This is a genomic window from Uliginosibacterium gangwonense DSM 18521 (assembly GCF_000373965.1).
GTDB classification, from domain to species: domain Bacteria; phylum Pseudomonadota; class Gammaproteobacteria; order Burkholderiales; family Rhodocyclaceae; genus Uliginosibacterium; species Uliginosibacterium gangwonense.
In genome coordinates this window covers 351,007-370,758 of the sequence record NZ_KB892835.1, presented here as the reverse complement: position 1 = coordinate 370,758, position 19,752 = coordinate 351,007, and the positions used below count along the sequence as shown (strand labels likewise).

The following is a 19,752-nucleotide window of genomic DNA, read 5'->3' as shown; positions in this document are numbered from 1 at the left end:
CAACAAATCAGGCACGCTGAATGTTGGAAGCTTGCTTACCCTTGGGCCCCTGCAGGACTTCAAAGGAAACCTTCTCACCTTCTTTGAGCGACTTGAAGCCGTTCATGTTGATGGCGGAGAAGTGCGCAAACAGATCTTCGCTGCCGTCATCCGGCGTGATAAAACCGAAACCCTTTGCATCATTGAACCATTTCACAGTACCGGTTGCCATACCCCTATTCCTTCTTCCTCTGGTTTAGTGTGTCTCAATCCCGCCAAAAAGCGGGTGTGCTTTCTTGTTGAAGATCCGGCTGACGCCAGCGTTGCCTTGCACCCGCCTCCCGACAGAGTGCACGACAAGCAGAGCACAAGGCGGTATTTACGCCTTGTGTCCGCGTGCGTCAAGGCTTCGCAACGCATCAAAAGGACAAATCTGGCTACTTTGTGCGAAAAATGTATCAATTCAACAAATCGGCATGTCATTTGCTTGATAAATCATGCTACCCGTGATCCCAAACAGGCATACCTAAAGGAGCGGCTCATTATGGCGAAATCTGCATCCTTAACCATACTTAGTACATGCATGCCGACGCCGCTTGACCTGACGGCGCAAACCCGGAAGATTAACTTGCCCCCCAGTTGCCACCTGAAGAGGCGGCAATGAACTTGAACTCTTGGTTGAACGCATTAGAATGGGCCGCATGGCTACTCGCAAGCAACACGAATCCGTGCTTGAGGCAGACCGCACTGAAGTGCAGCCGCCTCGGCTATATAGAGTCTTACTGCTGAACGACGATTACACGCCGATGGATTTCGTTGTAATCGTTTTGCAACGTTTTTTTGCACTGGATCGTGAGCGTGCAACACGTGTGATGTTGCAGATTCACCATGAGGGCAAAGGTACTGGCGGGGTGTTTCCGCATGACATCGCGGCAACAAAGGTTGAACAGGTGAGCAACTATGCTCGTCAGCACCAGCATCCACTGGCCTGCGTGATGGAGGAAGAGTAAATGATTGCCCAGGAACTTGAAGTCAGTCTGCACATGGCCTTTGTGGAGGCACGGCAAAACCGCCACGAATTCATCACGGTCGAGCACCTGCTGCTAGCTTTGCTCGACAACCCCTCTGCTGCCGAGGTTCTGCGTGCCTGCGCGGCCAATATTGATGAGCTGCGCCGGGAATTGAGCACCTTCATCAGCGAGCACACCCCAAAAGTATCCGGCCAGGATGAGATCGACACGCAGCCGACCCTCGGGTTCCAGCGCGTCATCCAGCGGGCGATTCTGCATGTGCAGTCCTCGGGCAAGAAAGAGGTCAACGGCGCAAATGTGCTGGTCGCCATTTTCGGCGAGAAGGATTCACACGCGGTGTATTACCTGCAACGCCAAGGGGTTTCCCGCCTGGACGTGGTGAACTTCATCTCCCACGGGGTTTCCAAAGCCCCCGGGGCACCAAGCGCCCAAGCCAAGCCCTCCGAAGGTGAAGCGGGGGAAGGTGGCGAGGCCGAAAACCCGAATGCGGGTGGCGCCCTGGAGAGCTACACCCAGAACCTGAACCAACAGGCGCTGGTGGGCAAGATCGACCCCTTGATCGGGCGCAGCCAGGAACTGGAACGCGTGATCCAGACCCTGTGCCGTCGCCGCAAGAACAACCCCTTACTGGTGGGCGAAGCGGGCGTGGGCAAAACGGCCATTGCCGAAGGCTTGGCCCGCATGATCATCGAAGGCCGCGTGCCCGAAGTGTTGGCCGATGCCCAGGTGTATGCGCTCGATATGGGCTCGCTGCTGGCGGGCACCAAGTACCGGGGCGACTTTGAGCAACGCCTCAAGGCTGTGCTCAAGCAATTGGTGGAGCACCAGAACGCGATCCTGTTCATTGACGAGATCCACACCCTGATCGGGGCGGGCGCTGCATCGGGCGGTACGCTGGATGCTTCCAACCTGCTCAAACCTGCGCTGTCCTCCGGCCAGCTCAAGTGCATTGGGGCGACCACCTACACCGAGTTCCGCAACATCTTCGAGAAGGATCATGCCCTCTCCCGCCGCTTCCAGAAGGTAGATGTGCATGAGCCTTCGGTATCCGAAACCATTGAAATCCTCAAGGGGTTGAAGTCGCGCTTTGAAGAGCATCACGGCGTCAAGTATTCCGCTGCGGCCATCACCAGCGCAGCGGAGCTGTCGGCGCGCTTCATCAACGACCGCCATCTGCCCGACAAAGCGATTGATGTGATCGACGAAGCCGGGGCCGCGCAGCGCATCCTGCCCAAGAGTCGGCAGAAGAAGACCATTGGCAAGAACGAGATTGAAGAGATCGTGGCCAAGATTGCCCGCATCCCGCCACGCTCGGTTTCCAATGACGACCGCGCCGCGCTGGCCAAGCTGGACCGGGACCTGAAGAACATGGTCTTCGGCCAGGATGCCGCCATCGATGCACTGGCCCGTGCAATCAAGATGTCACGCTCCGGCCTGGGCAATCCGCAGAAGCCTATCGGCAGCTTCCTGTTCTCCGGCCCCACTGGGGTCGGCAAGACCGAAGTCGCCCGCCAGCTGGCCTATACGATGGGCATTGAGCTGATCCGCTTTGACATGTCCGAGTACATGGAACCCCATGCGGTCAGCCGTCTCATCGGCGCGCCGCCGGGATACGTGGGCTTCGATCAGGGCGGGCTGCTCACCGAGGCCGTCACCAAGAAGCCGCATTGCGTGTTGTTGCTCGACGAAATCGAAAAAGCCCATCCGGACATCTACAACATCCTGTTGCAGGTGATGGACCATGGCAAGCTCACCGACAACAACGGACGCGAGGCCGATTTCCGCAACGTCATTGTCATCATGACGACCAATGCGGGACAGGAAACCATCCAGAAGGCCACGCTGGGCTTTACCTCCACGCGTGAGGTGGGCGACGAGATGGGCGAGATCAAGCGCGTATTCACACCGGAATTCCGTAACCGGCTTGATGCGATCATCTCCTTCCGTCCGCTGGACCGCGAAATCATCATGCGGGTGGTCGACAAGTTCCTGCTCCAGCTCGAAAGCCAGTTGCAGGAAAAGAAGGTGGATGCCACCTTCAGCGAAAACCTGCGTGCCTGGCTGGCCGAAAAGGGCTTCGACCCCCTGATGGGCGCCCGCCCCATGGCCCGGCTGATCCAGGATTCGATCCGCTCTGCACTGGCCGACGAATTGCTGTTTGGGCGCCTGGCCAATGGTGGCAAGGTCAACATCACCATCGACGACGAGGGCAAGGTCACCCTCGACTTCGAAGAGGAAGAAGCCCACGCCTGATCGGCTTGCCGCAAGCATCCTCCAAAAGCCGGAAGTCTCTCGCCAGAGCCTTCCGGCTTTTTCTTGGTGATCGCCCAATAAAAAACCCCGGCCTGGGCCGGGGAATATTCCATCAAGGAAGAGAGAAAATCCTGTCGATCAGATGGCGACGATCTTCAGCTGAACGCCCGTGTTAGTGTAGACCGGTGTCACCTTGCTGAAACCATCCACCGTGATGGAGGTAAAGCTGCCATAACGTGTGCCTGCGCTCAGCACCGTAATGGTGTCTCCCACGGCCGGTTTGTAGGTGGCGGGGAAGGTGACGTGCAAGGCACCTCCTGCCAGCGTGGCAATACCACTCACGGAGATTGAGCCCTGGCTGCTGGCGTTCATGGCCACCGTCAGGGTAGAAGATGACAGCTGGGTCAGGTTGCCGGTAATGCTCAGGGAACCTGCCACATTGGAGAGCAGCGTGCCCCCGCTGATGTAGACATCGCCCTTGCCAAAGGCCGCTGCCGAGTCCGCAGCCAGCACCCCACCTTCGAGCTTGGTGCCCCCTGTGTAGGTATTGGTACCCACCAGACGCAGGGTTCCCGTGCCTTGCTTGGTCAGCTTGCCAACACCTGTGATGTTGTTCTTCCAGCTATCCTGGGCGTTGAAACCGCCCTGGGTGGCATCCATGCTGACCGTCACATCGCCATTGAAGGCGCCATAACCATCGGCAGCGGCAAACAGGTTCAGGCGCCCCCAACCTTCGGCATCATCCATCACGGGATAACCGGAACTCATTTCCGTGGTCTTGAGCACAACCCGTCGTTGGGCTGAGCTCAGGTACGGCAGGCGGGTTTCCAGAAGAACTTCCGCGCCTTTCGGCACAACAGGGGCAACCGTGGTGCTGGCAATCGGAGAGAAGCCAAACGTCATGCGCTTGGCGAAGTTCGCCTTGTTCGTCGCGTAGTCAGCAAACCGATCTGTTGCGGTCGTGCCGGAGTGGGCCACCGTGTTCAAGTCAGCCGCCGTACTCACGCCTGCCTGCGCCTCCAGCCATGTATGGGCTTGATTGTAGGCAGTGGTCTTGAGCGTGGCATTGGATGCCTTGTTCATATTGTAGGCCGCTACAGCAACGGCCTGGATGCGCCCGCCCATGACATCCAATGGTGAATGCATACCTGCCATGATGCGGTTTTCACCCAGCTCTGCCGCGCGGGAGATGATCTCCTGGAAGCGCTCCGGCGCCACGTAGGCCATCGCTAGCGCGTCACGCCAGCCTTCTGCGGAGTGGCCGCTGATGAAACCACCATCGGTCGCAGGGCTGGAACTCTTGGCAGGAACCAGTGAGGGGGCAACAACGACCTTGCTGCTCCAACGCCAGGGACGGGCATATTTGAAGAAACGCTTGGCCGGTTCGGTGGACGCGTCGGTGCCCATTGCACCGATGAAATCGACAACGGAACCCATATTACTGTTGGTGGAGGAACCCACCCCCAGGTTGTTGCCCGTGTCGTTATACAGCACGGTGGTGGCATCCGAGGCGATACTGGTAATCGACGTGGTCTGCTGGGTGCCAGCACGCCAAGCGGTCGTCAGCGGCCCCAAGCTATCGGAGACGCTATAGCCTTTTTGGCGACGGTCATCCAGATAAGCGGCCAGTTCCTGGTCGGAGGTACGGGCAGCCGTCAGCGTTTCCACATAGGCGACGTTGGCTGCGTGCACGGTGGCATTCTTGATGGTGCCATCGCTGGCATCCCCCGGAATGCCCGTCCAGCTTGAAGCGGTAATGGCCGGGCATGTCGATGTCGCTGCGGCCGTCACCCCTGCATCCACAAGCAGGGTGCTGGGCGTCCAGATATCCAGAAAGCCGCTGACAACGCGCACCCCTGCATTGGTATCTACTGTGGCATGGCAACCATCACCACGCACATTGGTGGCGCCATTGTCGACATAGGCAGCCACCCCGCTGGCAGGGTCGGCACTCTCCACCGAACCCACCCCCTGCGGCTCAGCCGGAATGGTGTAAGCAGAATTGACGACGCTACTGGTGTTGTCGCTACTGCTGCTATTCCCACCACAGGCCACCAGGCACAGCGCCGCAAATACCGCTACGCTGATGCTTTGAGGGCGAAACATTGATTCCAACTGCATAGATCGATCACTCCCCGTGATTTTCCGCCGCAGAGGCGGTTTGGTGATTTGGCAAGCCGGGGATGATCCGTTTTGATTGTTACGTCCGTATAACGCTTTAGTTAAACATCGCTCGGCGAAAACACCGCCTCCGCAACGAGCCAGACATGAACCAGGACAAAGGCATGGCGCCTCTCACGGCGATTATGGGAATACGAGAAACATGACGGGCACGATCTGCAATTAGAACAAGCCCTTACGGACATTTTGCTGCGACGCAGCACTTTTGTTTCTATACTGTTCTTGATCGGGAAAAAAATATCAGCCGGTCATCTATATAACCAACGGAGACAAACATGAATCGCAGTGAACAGATTGCCCAATTGGCACAAGACTGGAAAAACAATCCACGCTGGGCCAATATCCAACGCGCCTATTCGGCTGAAGAGGTGATTCGCCTGCGGGGTTCTGTGCAGGTGGAACACACCCTGGCCCGGCAGGGGGCGGAAAAACTTTGGCAATTGATCACCCAGGAATCCTTCATCAATGCACTGGGGGCACTCACAGGCAACCAGGCCATGCAACAGGTCAAGGCCGGTTTGAAGGCCATCTATCTCTCAGGCTGGCAAGTGGCGGGGGATGCCAACCTTGCTGGCGAGATGTACCCGGATCAGTCACTCTACCCCGCCAATTCAGTGCCTGCCGTGGTGCGCCGGATCAACAATACCTTTACCCGCGCGGACCAGATCCAGTGGTCGGAAGGCAAAAACCCCGGCGATGAAGGCTGGGTGGATTACTTCGCGCCCATCGTGGCGGATGCCGAAGCGGGATTTGGTGGCGTACTCAATGCGTTTGAACTGATGAAGGCAATGATTGAAGCCGGTGCCGCAGGCGTGCACTTTGAAGATCAACTGGCGTCAGTCAAGAAGTGTGGGCATATGGGGGGCAAGGTGCTGGTCCCCACCCGCGAAGCCGTCGCCAAACTGGTGGCGGCCCGTCTGGCAGCGGATGTGCTGGGCGTACCCACGGTGCTGGTGGCCCGTACCGATGCAGAAGCAGCGGACCTGCTGACTTCAGACGTGGATGACAACGACAAGTCATTCTGCACAGGGGAGCGCACGGTGGAAGGCTTCTACCGCACTCGCCCTGGCCTGGAGCAAGCCATTTCGCGGGGGCTGGCATATGCGCCTTGGGCCGATTTGATCTGGTGCGAGACCGGCAAGCCCGATCTGGCGTATGCTCGTGCCTTTGCGGAAGCCATTCACAAGCAGTTCCCCGGCAAGATGCTGGCCTACAACTGCTCGCCCTCGTTCAATTGGAAAAAGAATCTCGACGACACCACCATTGCCAAATTCCAGCGCGAACTGGGAGCAATGGGTTACAAGTTCCAGTTCATCACACTGGCCGGCTTCCACAGCCTGAACTACTCGATGTTCAACCTCGCCTACGGGTATGCGCGGCAGAACATGAGTGCTTTTGTCGAACTGCAGCAGGCGGAGTTTGCCGCAGCCGAAAAGGGCTTTACCGCCGTCAAGCATCAGCGCGAGGTGGGCACAGGTTACTTCGACGTGGTTACACAATGCATCGAGGGCGGGCAATCGTCCACCACGGCACTCAAGGGTTCGACGGAGAACGAGCAGTTCTTCGACAAGCACTGATCGGCTTTGTTTTTCCCACTACGGGGCGTGGGCAGAGGTATTGGGCACGGAGCGAGGCTTCGTGCCAATCCTGGTGTTTCTCTCCCCGTTTCGCCGCGCATCCAGGCATTCCCGCCTTGCGCGGCTTTTTCTTGCCCCTTTTCTTTGCCCTACCCCTGCAAATCCACAGGCAGATCGCGCCGGAGGGTGGGCAATGAATCTGCTCTGGATGCCCATTTCGAGCTTGCTGTTTGCCAGCATGGGCTTGTGCGTCAAACTCTCCGGCTCCCACTTCAATCTGGGTCAGGCCGTTTTTGCACGCGGTTTCATCCCCATGCTGATGATCGGAGCATGGATACTGGCCCACCGTTTCACCCTGCGGACTCCATTCTGGCGTTCCCACCTGTACCGCTCAAGCGCAGGCACAATCGGAATGCTGTTGTACTTCACAGCAATCTCACTCCTGCCTCTGGCTGCGGCCGTCACGCTGAACAATACCTCGACCCTGTTCATGGCGCTGTTCCTGTCTTTCCGGCAACGCCCACCGCTATTGATTCTGTTTGCGTTGGCCATGGGCTTTGTGGGGGTGGGTATGATCCTGCAACCTGCGATTTCCGCCCAGCAATGGCTCGGTGGCGTGCTGGGGCTATGCTCGGGTTTCATGTCGTGCATCGCACAATTGAATCTGCGTGAGTTGGGGCGTGCGGGGGAGCCGGAATGGCGGACGGTGTTCATCTTTTCGGCCACCAATAGTGTGCTGTCCCTCCCTTTTGCGTTTCTGTTTCCCAATCAGGCCACAGAAGCCAGCGTACAGCAGGTTCTCTTTCTGGTTTGCGTAGGCGTGCTGGGCGGTTTGGGGCAGTTGGCGCTATCGCGGGCATTTGGCAAAGGCCGGGTATTAGTGACAGCCGGTCTGGGCTACCTGACGGTGGTGTTCTCCAGCCTGTATGGCATGTTCGTGCTGGGGGATCACCTAGATGCCGTATCGTGGCTGGGCATGCTGGTGGTGATCGCCGCCTGCCTCACCACCATCCACCCGGCTGCGTGGCAAGGCGCCAAGGAGCAGGATTGAGGCCCGCCTTGGGCAATGACCATTCCACTGTCTATAGTGAACAAAAGGGCAAGGGGCGATAGCCTCTTCAGAACCTGTTTACGATCTGTGACAAAAGCACAGTGCTGATCACAAGCCCACGCTGGCGTTGCAGGCGGATTCTTGGCATACACATAACAGGCGGAGACGACACACCATGATCACGACCAATACAGTGGAAGGCAGAATCGAGATGCGGGCCTTCGGGCGCCTGACCCTGGCAGACCTGAAAGCTTTTGAAGCCCAATCAGATGCCTTGGGTGCCAAGCGGGATCTCCTGTTGGATTTACGCAACCTGGGTGGTACATCGCTGGACGCCTTGATTGAGGAGTGGAAGTACGCCCATCAGCATGCCCAGGATTTCCGGCGGATTGCGGTCATCTCGGAAGACTCGTTCGTGGGTTGGGGGGCTTGCCTCTCGCAACTCTTTGTCGATGCCGATATCCAGCTTTTTGACTCTGAAGCACGGGCCAACAGCTGGCTGACAAGCCCGTATGTTTCACCAGGTGAAGAACCCCCGGCAGACGCCGCCCCTCAATGACATCCGCGTGCAAACAAAAGGGGCTGCATCAGGATGCAGCCCCTTCGCTTTGACTTGATGCTGTCGTCACAATCAGGGTTTGCGTTCCACCATCAGAATCGAGATGTCATCATGCGCGGGAATGCCATCCAGGTGTGCCGTCAGCGCCTCCATCACACCAAACAGACGTTCCTCTGGCGTGTGTCCATAAAGGGACTTCTCCAGCCCTTCATTTTCAAAAACACGTCCATCCGCAGAGGCCGCCTCAATCACACCATCAGAGCAGAGCAGCAATTGCTGGTTTTGCTGCAATTCAAAGGGCTCGGTCACCGCGTCTTCCAACTCCATGCGCACCACCCCCAGCGGCAATTGCTTGGAAGAGAAACGTTGCACAACGGAACCGACAACGTCCAGTTGCAGCACATCAGGCACCCCGCCGACCCACATGCCTCCTCGCCCCGTGTTCTGATCTACACACAACATGGCCGCCGAGACAAAACGGCCAACCGGCAAGAGTTTGCGTAGCGCATTGTTGATGTCGACCACCATGTTCGCAATGGGCATTTCCTGCTCAACGGCATGGTAGAAGTCATTCACAATGGTGAGTCCACTCAGGGCGGCCGCCAGCCCATGCCCCGTGGCATCGGCGAGCATGGCGTAGAGCACATTGCTGTTGGAGCGGGCGGCCAGCACGATGTCGCCCGAGAAACGCTGCGTCGGACTCACCCAAGAACGCACGCCGCTCTGGGTCAGCATGTCGCGGCGGATGTGGCGCTCCATGATGTCCTTGGCAAGTTCCGCCTCGGCTTCAGCTTCGTCATGATATTGCTGCAAGCGTGAGGTCTTGTCGGCCAGCAGGGATTCCACATACTTGCGTTGGCTGATGTCCCGGGCAGTGGCCAAGAACAGGCGGGTATCGGTCACCGGCAGTTCGGTCACGCACAATTCCATGGGGAAATCTTCGCCGCTGCGGCGTAGCCCCACGACCTCCTGCTGATGGCCGATAAAAGGCTCCGTCCCCCCCTCTAGGTATTGCAGGAATTGTTGCTCCAGGTGGGCCCGGTCCTGCTCACCCAGCAGCAGGCGCAAGTCGAAGCTCGCCAGTTCGTTGCGTGGGCGGCCAAAGGCTTGCTCTGCAGCACGGTTGGCATCCACCACGAGAAAAGCCGTATCAAAGGTCAGCACGCCGTCGGCCATCGCATCGGCCACAGCAGCCTCACGCTGCATGGCTTCTTTACGGCTGGCCTGGAATTCCAGGGAACGCGCCAGATTGCGCATCTTGGCGGCAAAGATCTGGTATGACAGCGGCTTGGTCAGGTAATCATCTGCACCGCTCTCCAGCCCGCGCACCACATCATATTCGGCATCCATGGCCGAGACGATCACCACCGGCACCCAGCGCTCCATCTCGGTCGCGCGGATACGTCGGATCGCTTCAAAACCATCCACCTTGGGCATCATCAGGTCCATCAGCACGATGTCGGGCAGGTGCTCATAGAACATCGCGATGGCCTGCTCGCCGTCCTCAGCCATCAGGGTCTCGAAACCCATGCGGCCAAGATAGGCGCGCAGCAGCGCCCGATTGGCCTGCATGTCATCGGCAATCAGTACGCGAAAGGTTCGTTGATTCATCATTTATTGCGTCCGGTATTCTTCTATCCTGCGCCTGTCACCCGGCACCCTTGCACTCTGTCACGGGGTCTGATGCGCTCCCTACGGCGGGAAAGCGAACTTCAACCACGTTACCTTTTCCGATGTAGTTGATATCCTTGAACACCAGCATCCGGGTAATGGCAATCCCTCGACCATTAGGCGCGAAGGCCCGGTCTGGGGCGAGTTCAAGGTAGCGTTGCCATTCAAAACCATCTCCATCATCTTCGATGCGCACATGCCATTCATCCTGTTTGCGCACGATCTTCAAACGAACACGCTTCTCCACATACTCGGTCAAGTCCTGACGCCGCAAAACTTCTTCCTGCCAACGGTCTTCGGACTTCAAGCGGGTCTTGGTCTGGAAATCGATTCCCAGATTACCATGCTCAATACCGTTGACCAGCAATTCACTCAAACCCATGGCAACCGGATCGGGGTCGCGTGCCATAAGTGCCACTAAGGCAGCCAGCGCCTGGGCATCTTCCAAGGTGCGCAGCTCAAAACTCCCCTCGCCCATCAGCGCCAAGGCCCTGGAGTGGTTGGCGATGCGCTGGGCAACGTCGGCCCAACGGGCGCCATCCTGCACAGCCGCACGCACAATGGACAAGAGCGCGTCGGAGCGGAAAGGCTTGGTCAGATAATAATGGGCGCCAGAGGCCAAGCCCTCACTGACCTGTTCAGGACTCGCGGCAGCCGTCTGCATGATAACGGGCAGGTGCTGCATACGCGGATCAGCCTTGATCCGACGCAACAGGGTCAGCCCATCTATTTTGGGCATCATGCGATCCATCACGATCACATCGAACTTGTCCGGCTCTGCATCCAGCGCATTCCAAGCCACTTCCGGGTCATCAAAGAATGTCATCTGATAACCGGTATCGATCAGATATTCACCGATGATTTCCAGATTGAGTGGCTCATCGTCAAGAATTAGTAGCGAAGCCCCCATATTCCCGTCCCATTACTGTTCTAAGGGGTGTTCAGCGCACCCAAGCTCTGTCGAACGTGCCACCGGCAGTTGCACGACCAGCACAGTCCCCCCGCCTTCCCGATTACGGGCATACAGCTGGCCACTATGGGCCTGGACAATCTCGCGGCAAATTGCCAAGCCCAGCCCCGTTCCACCCGCAGAACGGTTCAGGCTGCTTTGCACGAACTTGTCGAAAATCCTTTCCAGCTCGCTCTCCGGAATCCCCGTCCCCGTGTCCATGACATCCAAGGTCACAGAACGCACTTCCACCCGTTCGGACTGTCGGCGCCCGACGTTCATCAGGCCAGAATATAGCTTCATCGTAATGCAACCACCATCTGGCGTGAACTTTATTGCATTTGACAACAAATTCCGCACCACTTGTCCAATTCGTTTGGCGTCAATTGATAAGTTTGGCAAATTCTCTTCATAGTCACGTTGCAATTCGATTTTTCTGGCGCTTAGCAATGCTTCATATTCGTTTGCCACTTCATCGAGCACAGTCTGTAAGGAGCATGGGGACAAATCCATCACCATCCGTCCGGCTTCCAGCTTTGAGATATCCAGCAATTCGTCGAGCAGTTTGAGCAGGCGCTCACCACTGGTTGCCACGCGATGGAAATACTCCTTGAGCTTGTCGGGACTCAGGCGCTCGGCCCGCTCCTCGCCGATCTGGGCAAAACTCAGAATGGCATGCATAGGGGTACGCAACTCATGTGACACATTCGAAAGGAATTCTGTCTTGGCTGCATTGGCACGTTCTGCAGCATCCTTGGCGGCAACCAGGCCAGCCGTCTGCTCTTCAACCAGTTCCCGCAAATCATCACGATGGCGGCGCAGCGCCTCTTCCTCCTGCTTGCGTGGGCCAATATCACTGTAGGTGCCCACCATCCGCAAGGGAGCGTCCTGTTCGTCATACTCAATCACTTTGCCACGGCCCAGCACCCACATGTAAGCACCGCTCTTGGTGCGTTCCCGATGCTCACTGATGAACACCGGCGTCCGCTTGCTCAAATGATCTTGAATCCGCTGTTTGACTGCTTCCACGTCTGCAGGATGCACGCTCTGCAACCATTGGTCAAAACCAGGCTCCGGGTCCGTTTCCGTATACCCAAACATCGTCTTGCAGCGTGGCGAATAGTAAAGCTGCCCTGAGGGGATGTGCCAATCCCAGACTCCGTCCCCCGCGCCTTCCAGTGCAAACTGCCAGCGTCCTTCACTCTGATGCAAGGCTTCGTCGGCCAGCTTGCGTTCGGTCAGATCCACCACCAGCACCCAGTACATGGGGCAGGCGGGATCTTCGTGCACCAACACGCCACTGACCAGGACGGGGATTTCGCGTCCGCTTTGCGCCAGCAAAGCTGTCTCAAATGGTTGGATCACCCCGGTGCTACGCAGTTCATCTTTCTTTTTCTCATCCAGCTCACGATACCTGGCAATCACCAAGCCTTGATATTCCCTATCCAGCAGTTCCTCTTCATGGTAACCCAACAAACTGACCAAGAATGGGTTGACGCCATGGATGCGACACCCGACACCCAGCAAGGCGATGCCAAGCGGGGCATTGTCAATCAGTGTCGTCAGGCGCCGCAGGGTGCTGCGCAAATTGCGCTCCACCGCCCGCAGGTTTGAAAGATCGGTATGCGTGGAAACGATCAGGCGCTCACCATCAACCCCTTCGTACACCACTTTGCGTAACATGACTTCGTGCGCCAAGCCATCAGCATAGCGCAGGGGCAACTCCCGCTCCATCACCTGCCCAGGCTCCTGCTGAAAGAGGGTGTTGTCCAGATCTATCGTAGATTGTGCTTCTTCAGGCGTATTGAAATCCCAGGTGCTCTTGCCCAGGGTTTCTTCAAGTGAGCGCTGATGTGCCTCGCAAAAAGCCTTATTGACCAGTTGATAGACATGGTTTGTATCTTTGACCGAAACCGGCAGGGGAATCGCATCAAACAGGCGTTGATAAAATTCGCGCAGACGTGCCTGCCTGGCTTCTGCCTCATGCAATTCCGTGACATCAATCGTAATGCCGATCAAAACGGGATTCCCCTCCGCATCACGACTGAGTACCTTGCGCACCAGATTGCGCCGAATCCGGCCATTGCCGTCCACCAGCGAATATTCCGATTCCGCCTGCCCATGGTTGATGCCATTGAACAGGCGCTCTTCTTCTTCATGGATGCTCTGTGCCACTTCCGGCACCGCATAATCCCAAGAGGTGGAGCCAATGATCCGCTCACGGGGGGTGTTGTGAAATGCTGCATGCGCCCGGTTGGTCATGATGTAACGATGCTTGCGATCCTTGATGAACAAGGGGTGAGGCAAGGCATCAAAGGTCTCTTGCAGAAATGCGCGCATCCGCGTCTGCTGTTCCAGCGCGGCACGCAAATCCAACTCGGCTTGGCGGATGTCTGTCAGTTCATAATTGGAGCCCACAATCACCGGCTTGCCATCAATATCCAGGCACGAACGCTTGGTCACGGCCCAGTGCCTTAACTGGGCGGTACGGGCATGGAAGATACTTTCCTGCTTGCGGATCACCTCGCCGGCCATCACCTTGCGATCCTCTTCCTCAAGCGAGGCGCCACGCTCATTGCCAAACAATTCGCGCGAGGAGCGCCCCACCATGTCTTCTGCCCGCATGCCCCACTGATCGGCCATTGCTGCATTGACAATCAGGTAGCGGCTCTCATCATCCTGCACGTAAAGCGGGTGGGGAATGGTTTCAATCAGGCGTTGGACAAAGGACTGGACCTTGACATTCTGGTCGGCCAAGCGTCTGGCATAGCTGCGCACCTCAGTCTGATCTTCATAGGTTGTCACAATCACCGCCTTACCGTTTTCGTCCAGGCAACGGCTCTTGGTGACACGCAAAAAGACTCGGCGCCCGGCCAGCGCGATATCAAACCAATCTTCCAGGGAATGCGTGAGCCCGGTTTCAAGGACGAGCCGATCAATCATTTCCAACTGCTCGGCCATCCGGGAGTCCACCAACTGGTTGGCACGCTTGCCGATCAACTCGCCAATCATTTTGTGCAAGGACTGGGCATGAAGTTTGTTCACCAGGATCAGGGCACCATCCACCCCCTTGACCGAAATCGGCATGGGCAGGGCATCGATCACCCCGGCCATGAAACTCTGGTAACGGTCGCGCTCACGGGCCAACTCGATCTCTTCGGTCACATCGGAGATTGCGCCAGTCACATAGCTGCGATTCGGGGCCACCCGTCCGCGAATCCGCAACCAACGCTTGTTGCCGCCAGCCCCCTGTATCCAGACCAGTTCATCCAGCCTTGAAGCTTCGTCCCACGCCGCCCGCAGGGCGCTGACCATGCGGCTGCGCTGCTCCCTGCCCAACAGACGCAAAAATGCCCATAGCGGCTTTTTCGCTCCAGCGGGCAGGCAGGCTAATTCAAAGCATATGGGGGCCACGAACAAGGCTTTGTGGGCAAGGTCGTATTCCCATACCCCGTCATGCGTCGCTTCCAGGGCACGCATCCAGCGATCACGGTTCAGCTCGGCATCCAGTGAAACTCGTTTGACTTCATCATGCGCAGTTTGCTGAACCTTGCCCTGTATCCACATCAGGCCCACCAGCACGAGCAAGGCGGCAAGCTGAATAATCTGCAACCAGCCAAATACAGAACCGGTGCCTACCTGCACATCGTTTTGCCAAATATCGAGTGCCCACTCGGCATTCGCCGTCGACTGGATGACCTTGCTCAACAGCAGATTCTGCGCAGTGCCCGAAGGCGCTTCATCAAGCAGCGTCTGGCGTGTGCCATATGCACCCACGGTGCTGATACGCACGAGCAGCGTACCGGAGGCCAGTTCGGCATGCTGCCGCCACGCGGCCAGATCCATTCCGGCGAGCAGACGATGCCCTCCGTCCAATGTGTGGGTGATCCACACGATATGGCCGCTGTCATGCTCTGGCGCCGCCACGATATTGGCGACGGAAGTATTGCCGGAGACATCGCTCACGAGCGAGAGGCGCTCAAAGGCGGAGCCCCCATCTGGATTGAACGGGTATTTCTGTGCAAGCTCGCGCAGAGCTGCCACATTGTCAGGCGAGGTTTGTCCCATCCTTGCGGCAAACAGAGCCAGGCTCGCCTGCAGCCCCTTGAGATGGTATTCCAGATGGTCTGCCAACGCCTGGGCCTGCAAGTGGCGAACCTGCTGGTTTTCGCGCTCGACCAGACCACGCACCCACCACGTACTCAACAGGATGAAAGTGACACCCAAAAGCAATACGAACACGGCCAATCGCCAAGGCGTTCGGCGGAACGGCAGGGCAAACGTCGTGGCTGGCAGTAATTGAGACGATGCAGGCATGGATGGTGGACGCACGGGGCATTGATCTCACATAACGGTTCTTGCCACCTTGGCTTGATACCGGTACTGCGGGTCTGGCAGGCACCCGCGCATACCGAGGAACCCACCTTAGCCATATTTCACGCGCCATCCCGCGTGGCGGGCCGCTTATTGCCCAAACGGGCGAAGGACTCAGCCCAAAATGACACCTTCGGCCAAAGCCTCAATCACCCGATCCAGCTCGCCCAGGGCGGGCCTGAGAGTAAAAACGACCTTGGGGTGGCGCAAACGTGCGGCCTCAACGATATTGGGTACATCACGCTTCACATGCCCGCCTTGGGCCAGGAATACGGGGACCACGGCCACATGGTCCGCTCCGGCCTGGACGGCGGAATCGATGGCGAGGTCAAGCGTGGGGGCCATAAATTCCAAAAAAGCCAGGCGCACATCCGTATCGGGCAGGCGTTTGCATACCACGGCCTGCAAACGTATCAGGGGTTGCGCCCATTCCTGGTCACGTGCACCATGACCGAACAGGATGATGGACTTCATGGCATGCCTTTCTGTACCGCCAGAAGCTCCAGGGCTTTGGCGGCGGCAAAGAAGCCAAAGCTTGCCGTCACGCAGACCCCCGAGCCATACCCTGCGCACGACAGACCTTGCGGCGCATCGCCCTCGCAGACGGTTGGGCGTTGCAAGGGTTCAGTCGAATAAATGGCAGGGATACCAAAGCGGCGCTTGGGATCGCGGGGAAAGCCGTGTTCCTTGCGCAACTGGGCCCGAACCTTGGCCAACAGGGGGTCTTGTTCGGTACGTGCAAGGTCGTCGACCAGAATACGGGTAGGGTCTTGCTTGCCCCCCGCGCCACCCGCCATCACCAATGCGGCCCCGGTCTTCGCTGCCCAGGCAGCCATGGCAATCTTGACCTTGGCCTGGTCGATCGCGTCGATCACCACGTCATGCCCAGCCAGCAGGGTCGCCAGATTATCCGCATCCACAAAATCCTCGACGCAATGCACCTGGCATGCAGGGTTGATGGCCAATATCCGGTTTCGCATGGCTTCAACCTTGGCTTGCCCCCATACATCGTCGAGTGCGTGAATCTGGCGGTTGGCGTTCGATTCGGCCACCATATCCAGATCAATCAGCGTCAGCCGCCCCACCGCGCTACGTGCCAAGGCTTCTGCGGCCCAGGAGCCGACACCACCGATGCCGACCACACACACGTTGGCCGCCACAAAACGGGCCGCCGCATTTTCGCCATACAAACGCCCGACACCAGAAAAACGGCGCCCGAGCTTCAAAGCTGATTCATCCATCCCTGCAAACCTTGTGCGTTAAGTGCCAGGTCTACCGCATACAACGCCACTGCGGCCTCGCCTTGCACAGCCCAGCCTTGACGCGCCGATTCCGCATGGACCAGTTCGACAAGCTTGGCGTGAAGCGCTGCATATTGGCGGACGGGATCTTTTTCGTCCAGCACATCCTGTGCCAAGACCACGTAGGCGTCAATCAGCCGATGCAGATCAGCCCCCAGGCGCGCCACATCCTCCACCCGGCTGTAGTGGGTCAGGTACATGCAGGCGGGCTGCCGCGCCAACAAACGGTCAATGCTCTGCTGCATGATCTGTGGCTCAAACTGACTGGGGGTAGTGGCAGGCAACACAAAGGCCCGCTTGCCGACATGAGTCTCACGGTAGGAGAGACCAAACGCATCGCCGGAAAACCAGCCACGGCTCAAACCATCCCAATAACATACATGGTGGCGGGCATGTCCTGGGGTATCCGCCACCTCGATGGCCCGCCCCGCCAGATCAATGACCAGACCATCACGCGCCTCAACGATACGGGCAGGCTCCACCGGAAGCAGTTCGCCATATTCACGGCGGGCAAAATCCTCGCCATACACCGCCACGGTGGCCGCCCACAAACGCGAGGGGTCGACCATATGCCGCACGCCTCGCGGATGTACCACCAGCCGGGCGTTGGGCAGCGCCTGCAACAAGGCCCCCGCCCCGGCGGCATGATCAAGATGAATATGAGTCAGCAGCAGCCAGTCGACCGCCTCGGGGGCCAGACCAATCTGTTCCAACGCTGCCATCACAAGGGGAACGGAATGCTGCGTTCCGCTTTCCACCAAAGCGGCCCGTCCACGATGGGCAATCAGGTGGATGGCATCCAGGCCGGGACGCACATAGGCACTATCGAGCGCATAAACATTGTCAGGCAAAGCCTGTAGGGCAAGCCCCTCCCCGCCAGCCAAAGATCCGGCCCTGCTCACGCTGGCGGTGCACACAGTGCAGCAAAAGTCTGGCGAAGTTTTACCAGCTTGGGCGCCACGATGCGTTGGCAATATGACATTGCGGGGTTACGCAGGAAGTAATTCCGATGGTAATTCTCCGCCGGGTAGAACACCTGTGCGGGTTTCACCTCTGTCACGATCGGGGCAAGGAAGGCCTGAATCCGGCGCAACTCTTCAATGATCCGGCTGCAATGAAATTCCTGGCGCTCATCAAACCAAAAGATCGCCGAACGGTACTGCGGGCCAATGTCATTGCCCTGACGGTTGCGCTGGGTCGGGTCGTGGATGACGAAAAACACTTCCAGCAACTGGCGATACTTCACCTGAGCTGGGTCAAACACAATCCTCACGGCCTCGACATGCCCGGTCTCCCCTGTGCATACCTGGTTGTAGGTGGGGTTCGGCACAGTGCCACCGGTATAACCCGGTTCCACACTGATCACCCCGCGAACCGCCTGGAATACGGCCTCCGTGCACCAGAAGCAGCCACCGGCAAAGATTGCTGTCTCCTGGGCGGGCACGTTGTCTGAATGCACTTCAGTCATCTGCTTCACTCCAAGCGACAAACGGTCTCGAATTATTCATAGTTGTCTTACCTTCAATCAAATCCACAATCAATTGTAAGACTAATTCTCCCTACAATAGCTTTGCTCTTTGAGCATTGCAGCACTTGAACAACACACTTCATCATGGAGGAGACATGCGTACAACCACCACTGCAATCATTCTAGCCACGGCTGGCCTCAGTGCATTGGCCAGTGCAAACCAGACTGTGAAGCTTTCCACAGAAACCCACGAACTCAAGCCGGAAAATTTCCAGAAAGTGGTCGACGGCAAACCTGTCAGCCTCTACGCCTTGCGCAACCATAAAGGTATGGTAGTCAAGATCACCAACTACGGTGCAAAGATTGAGCAAATACTGGTACCAGACCGCCAGGGCGTTTTTGCCGATGTGGCGCTGGGCTTTGACAACATTGATGCCGTCATGGCCGGGCAGCCTTCCATGGGCGCCTTTGTAGGCCGCTACGCCAACCGGATCGGCAATGCCAAATTCACCCTGGCGGGGCAAGATTACCAGCTTGCCGCCAACAACGGCACCAATAGCCTACATGGCGGCGCAAAAGGTTCGCGCTTCCAGGTGTTCAACGCCCGCCAACTCTCGGACGACAGTGTGGAGATGTGGTACGTCTTCCGCGATGGGGAAGAAAACTATCCGGGCACCCTACCCGTGCGTGTGGTCTATGCGCTCAACGACCAGAATGAATTGAGCATAGACTGGACGGCCACCGCTGTCGACAAGACGACCGTAGCCAACTTCACCGGGCACACTTTCTTCAATCTGGCAGGGGACCCGACCACCCTGAACTCGGATTACCGTATCACCGTCAATGCCGACAAATACCTGCCGATCGACAAAAACCTCGCCCCCACCGGCGATCTGGCCGATGTAGCCGGAACACCGATGGATTTCCGCAAGGCCAAAGCTTTTGGGCAAGACATCGGGCAGGATTTCGAACAACTCAAGCTGGCCAACGGTTACGATCACCACTACGTCATCAAGCGGAACAAGGAAGGGGCACTTGAATTTGCTGCCAGCGCGCTGGACCCCAAGTCGGGCCGCTACCTGGAAGTGTGGACCACCGAACCGGGCATCCAGATCTTCTCCGGCAACAATCTCTCAGCCGATCCAAAGCTGGATGCGGGCAAGGGTGGCAAACTCTTTGCCTTCCGGGGGGCATTCTGCATGGAGCCTTCGCATTTCCCCGATTCCCCCAACAAGGCGCACTTCCCCAGCACCACGCTCAAGCCGGGCGACTGGTACAGCGGCAAGATCGTCTATAAATTCAGTGTGAAACCTTAAGTGCTGCCCATGGCATAAAAAAGGCCTGCAAGGGCTCCCCCT

The 19,752-nt window shown here is 57.8% G+C and carries 15 protein-coding genes; 6 read left to right on the top strand and 9 right to left on the bottom strand.

Features of this window, described 5'->3' with window-relative positions; genetic code table 11:
• Positions 1–7 precede the first annotated feature (7 nt).
• Entirely contained in the window at positions 8–211 is a 204-nt protein-coding gene (locus B145_RS0104540; protein WP_018605478.1) for a cold-shock protein, read from the bottom strand.
• A 469-nt stretch (positions 212–680) separates the two neighbouring features.
• Between B145_RS0104540 and clpS the strand changes: the two genes are divergently transcribed.
• On the top strand, positions 681–989 hold the full coding sequence (gene clpS / locus B145_RS0104535; RefSeq protein ID WP_026258823.1) for an ATP-dependent Clp protease adapter ClpS: 309 nt from the start codon (positions 681–683) through the stop codon (positions 987–989).
• Entirely contained in the window at positions 990–3,263 is a 2,274-nt protein-coding gene (clpA, locus tag B145_RS0104530; RefSeq protein WP_018605476.1) for an ATP-dependent Clp protease ATP-binding subunit ClpA, read from the top strand. It begins immediately after the preceding gene.
• A 138-nt stretch (positions 3,264–3,401) separates the two neighbouring features.
• Here the strand turns inward: clpA and B145_RS29445 are convergent, their stop codons facing one another.
• Positions 3,402–5,369 (bottom strand): acid phosphatase, encoded by a 1,968-nt coding sequence (locus B145_RS29445; protein WP_018605475.1) that lies wholly within the window; start codon positions 5,367–5,369, stop codon positions 3,402–3,404.
• 350 nt (positions 5,370–5,719) lie between these two features.
• Here B145_RS29445 and aceA point away from each other — a divergent pair, with 350 nt between their 5' ends.
• From aceA to B145_RS24425, 3 genes are all read left to right on the top strand, one after another.
• A complete protein-coding gene (gene aceA, locus B145_RS0104520; protein WP_018605474.1) occupies positions 5,720–7,021 on the top strand; it encodes an isocitrate lyase in 1,302 nt (433 codons plus the stop codon).
• 193 nt (positions 7,022–7,214) lie between these two features.
• Positions 7,215–8,072, top strand: coding sequence for a DMT family transporter (locus B145_RS0104515; protein ID WP_018605473.1), 858 nt, complete (start codon positions 7,215–7,217; stop codon positions 8,070–8,072).
• Between the two features lie 175 nt (positions 8,073–8,247).
• On the top strand, positions 8,248–8,631 hold the full coding sequence (locus B145_RS24425; RefSeq protein ID WP_018605472.1) for a SpoIIAA family protein: 384 nt from the start codon (positions 8,248–8,250) through the stop codon (positions 8,629–8,631).
• Positions 8,632–8,703: 72 nt separating this feature from the next.
• On the opposite strand, the gene B145_RS27225 is transcribed toward B145_RS24425, so the two are convergent.
• From B145_RS27225 to msrA, 7 genes are all read right to left on the bottom strand, one after another.
• Positions 8,704–10,245, bottom strand: a complete 1,542-nt coding sequence (locus B145_RS27225) for a SpoIIE family protein phosphatase (protein WP_026258821.1) — start codon at positions 10,243–10,245, stop codon at positions 8,704–8,706.
• Between the two features lie 34 nt (positions 10,246–10,279).
• Positions 10,280–11,212: a response regulator gene (locus B145_RS24410; RefSeq protein WP_018605470.1), complete on the bottom strand. Its 933-nt coding sequence runs from the start codon at positions 11,210–11,212 to the stop codon at positions 10,280–10,282.
• Positions 11,213–11,224: 12 nt separating this feature from the next.
• Positions 11,225–15,493, bottom strand: coding sequence for a PAS domain S-box protein (locus B145_RS0104495; RefSeq protein ID WP_018605469.1), 4,269 nt, complete (start codon positions 15,491–15,493; stop codon positions 11,225–11,227).
• Between the two features lie 246 nt (positions 15,494–15,739).
• Positions 15,740–16,099 (bottom strand): sirohydrochlorin chelatase, encoded by a 360-nt coding sequence (locus B145_RS0104490; RefSeq protein ID WP_018605468.1) that lies wholly within the window; start codon positions 16,097–16,099, stop codon positions 15,740–15,742.
• Positions 16,096–16,866, bottom strand: coding sequence for a tRNA threonylcarbamoyladenosine dehydratase (locus B145_RS0104485; protein WP_018605467.1), 771 nt, complete (start codon positions 16,864–16,866; stop codon positions 16,096–16,098). The genes B145_RS0104490 and B145_RS0104485 overlap by 4 nt, the downstream gene beginning before the upstream one ends.
• Positions 16,848–17,828: an MBL fold metallo-hydrolase gene (locus tag B145_RS0104480; protein ID WP_245541824.1), complete on the bottom strand. Its 981-nt coding sequence runs from the start codon at positions 17,826–17,828 to the stop codon at positions 16,848–16,850. Before B145_RS0104480 ends, B145_RS0104485 begins: the two co-directional genes overlap by 19 nt.
• On the bottom strand, positions 17,825–18,394 hold the full coding sequence (gene msrA / locus B145_RS0104475; RefSeq protein ID WP_018605465.1) for a peptide-methionine (S)-S-oxide reductase MsrA: 570 nt from the start codon (positions 18,392–18,394) through the stop codon (positions 17,825–17,827). Before msrA ends, B145_RS0104480 begins: the two co-directional genes overlap by 4 nt.
• A 155-nt stretch (positions 18,395–18,549) precedes the next feature.
• On the opposite strand from msrA, the gene B145_RS0104470 reads away from it, so the two are divergent.
• On the top strand, positions 18,550–19,710 hold the full coding sequence (locus tag B145_RS0104470; protein WP_018605464.1) for an aldose epimerase family protein: 1,161 nt from the start codon (positions 18,550–18,552) through the stop codon (positions 19,708–19,710).
• Positions 19,711–19,752 lie beyond the last annotated feature (42 nt).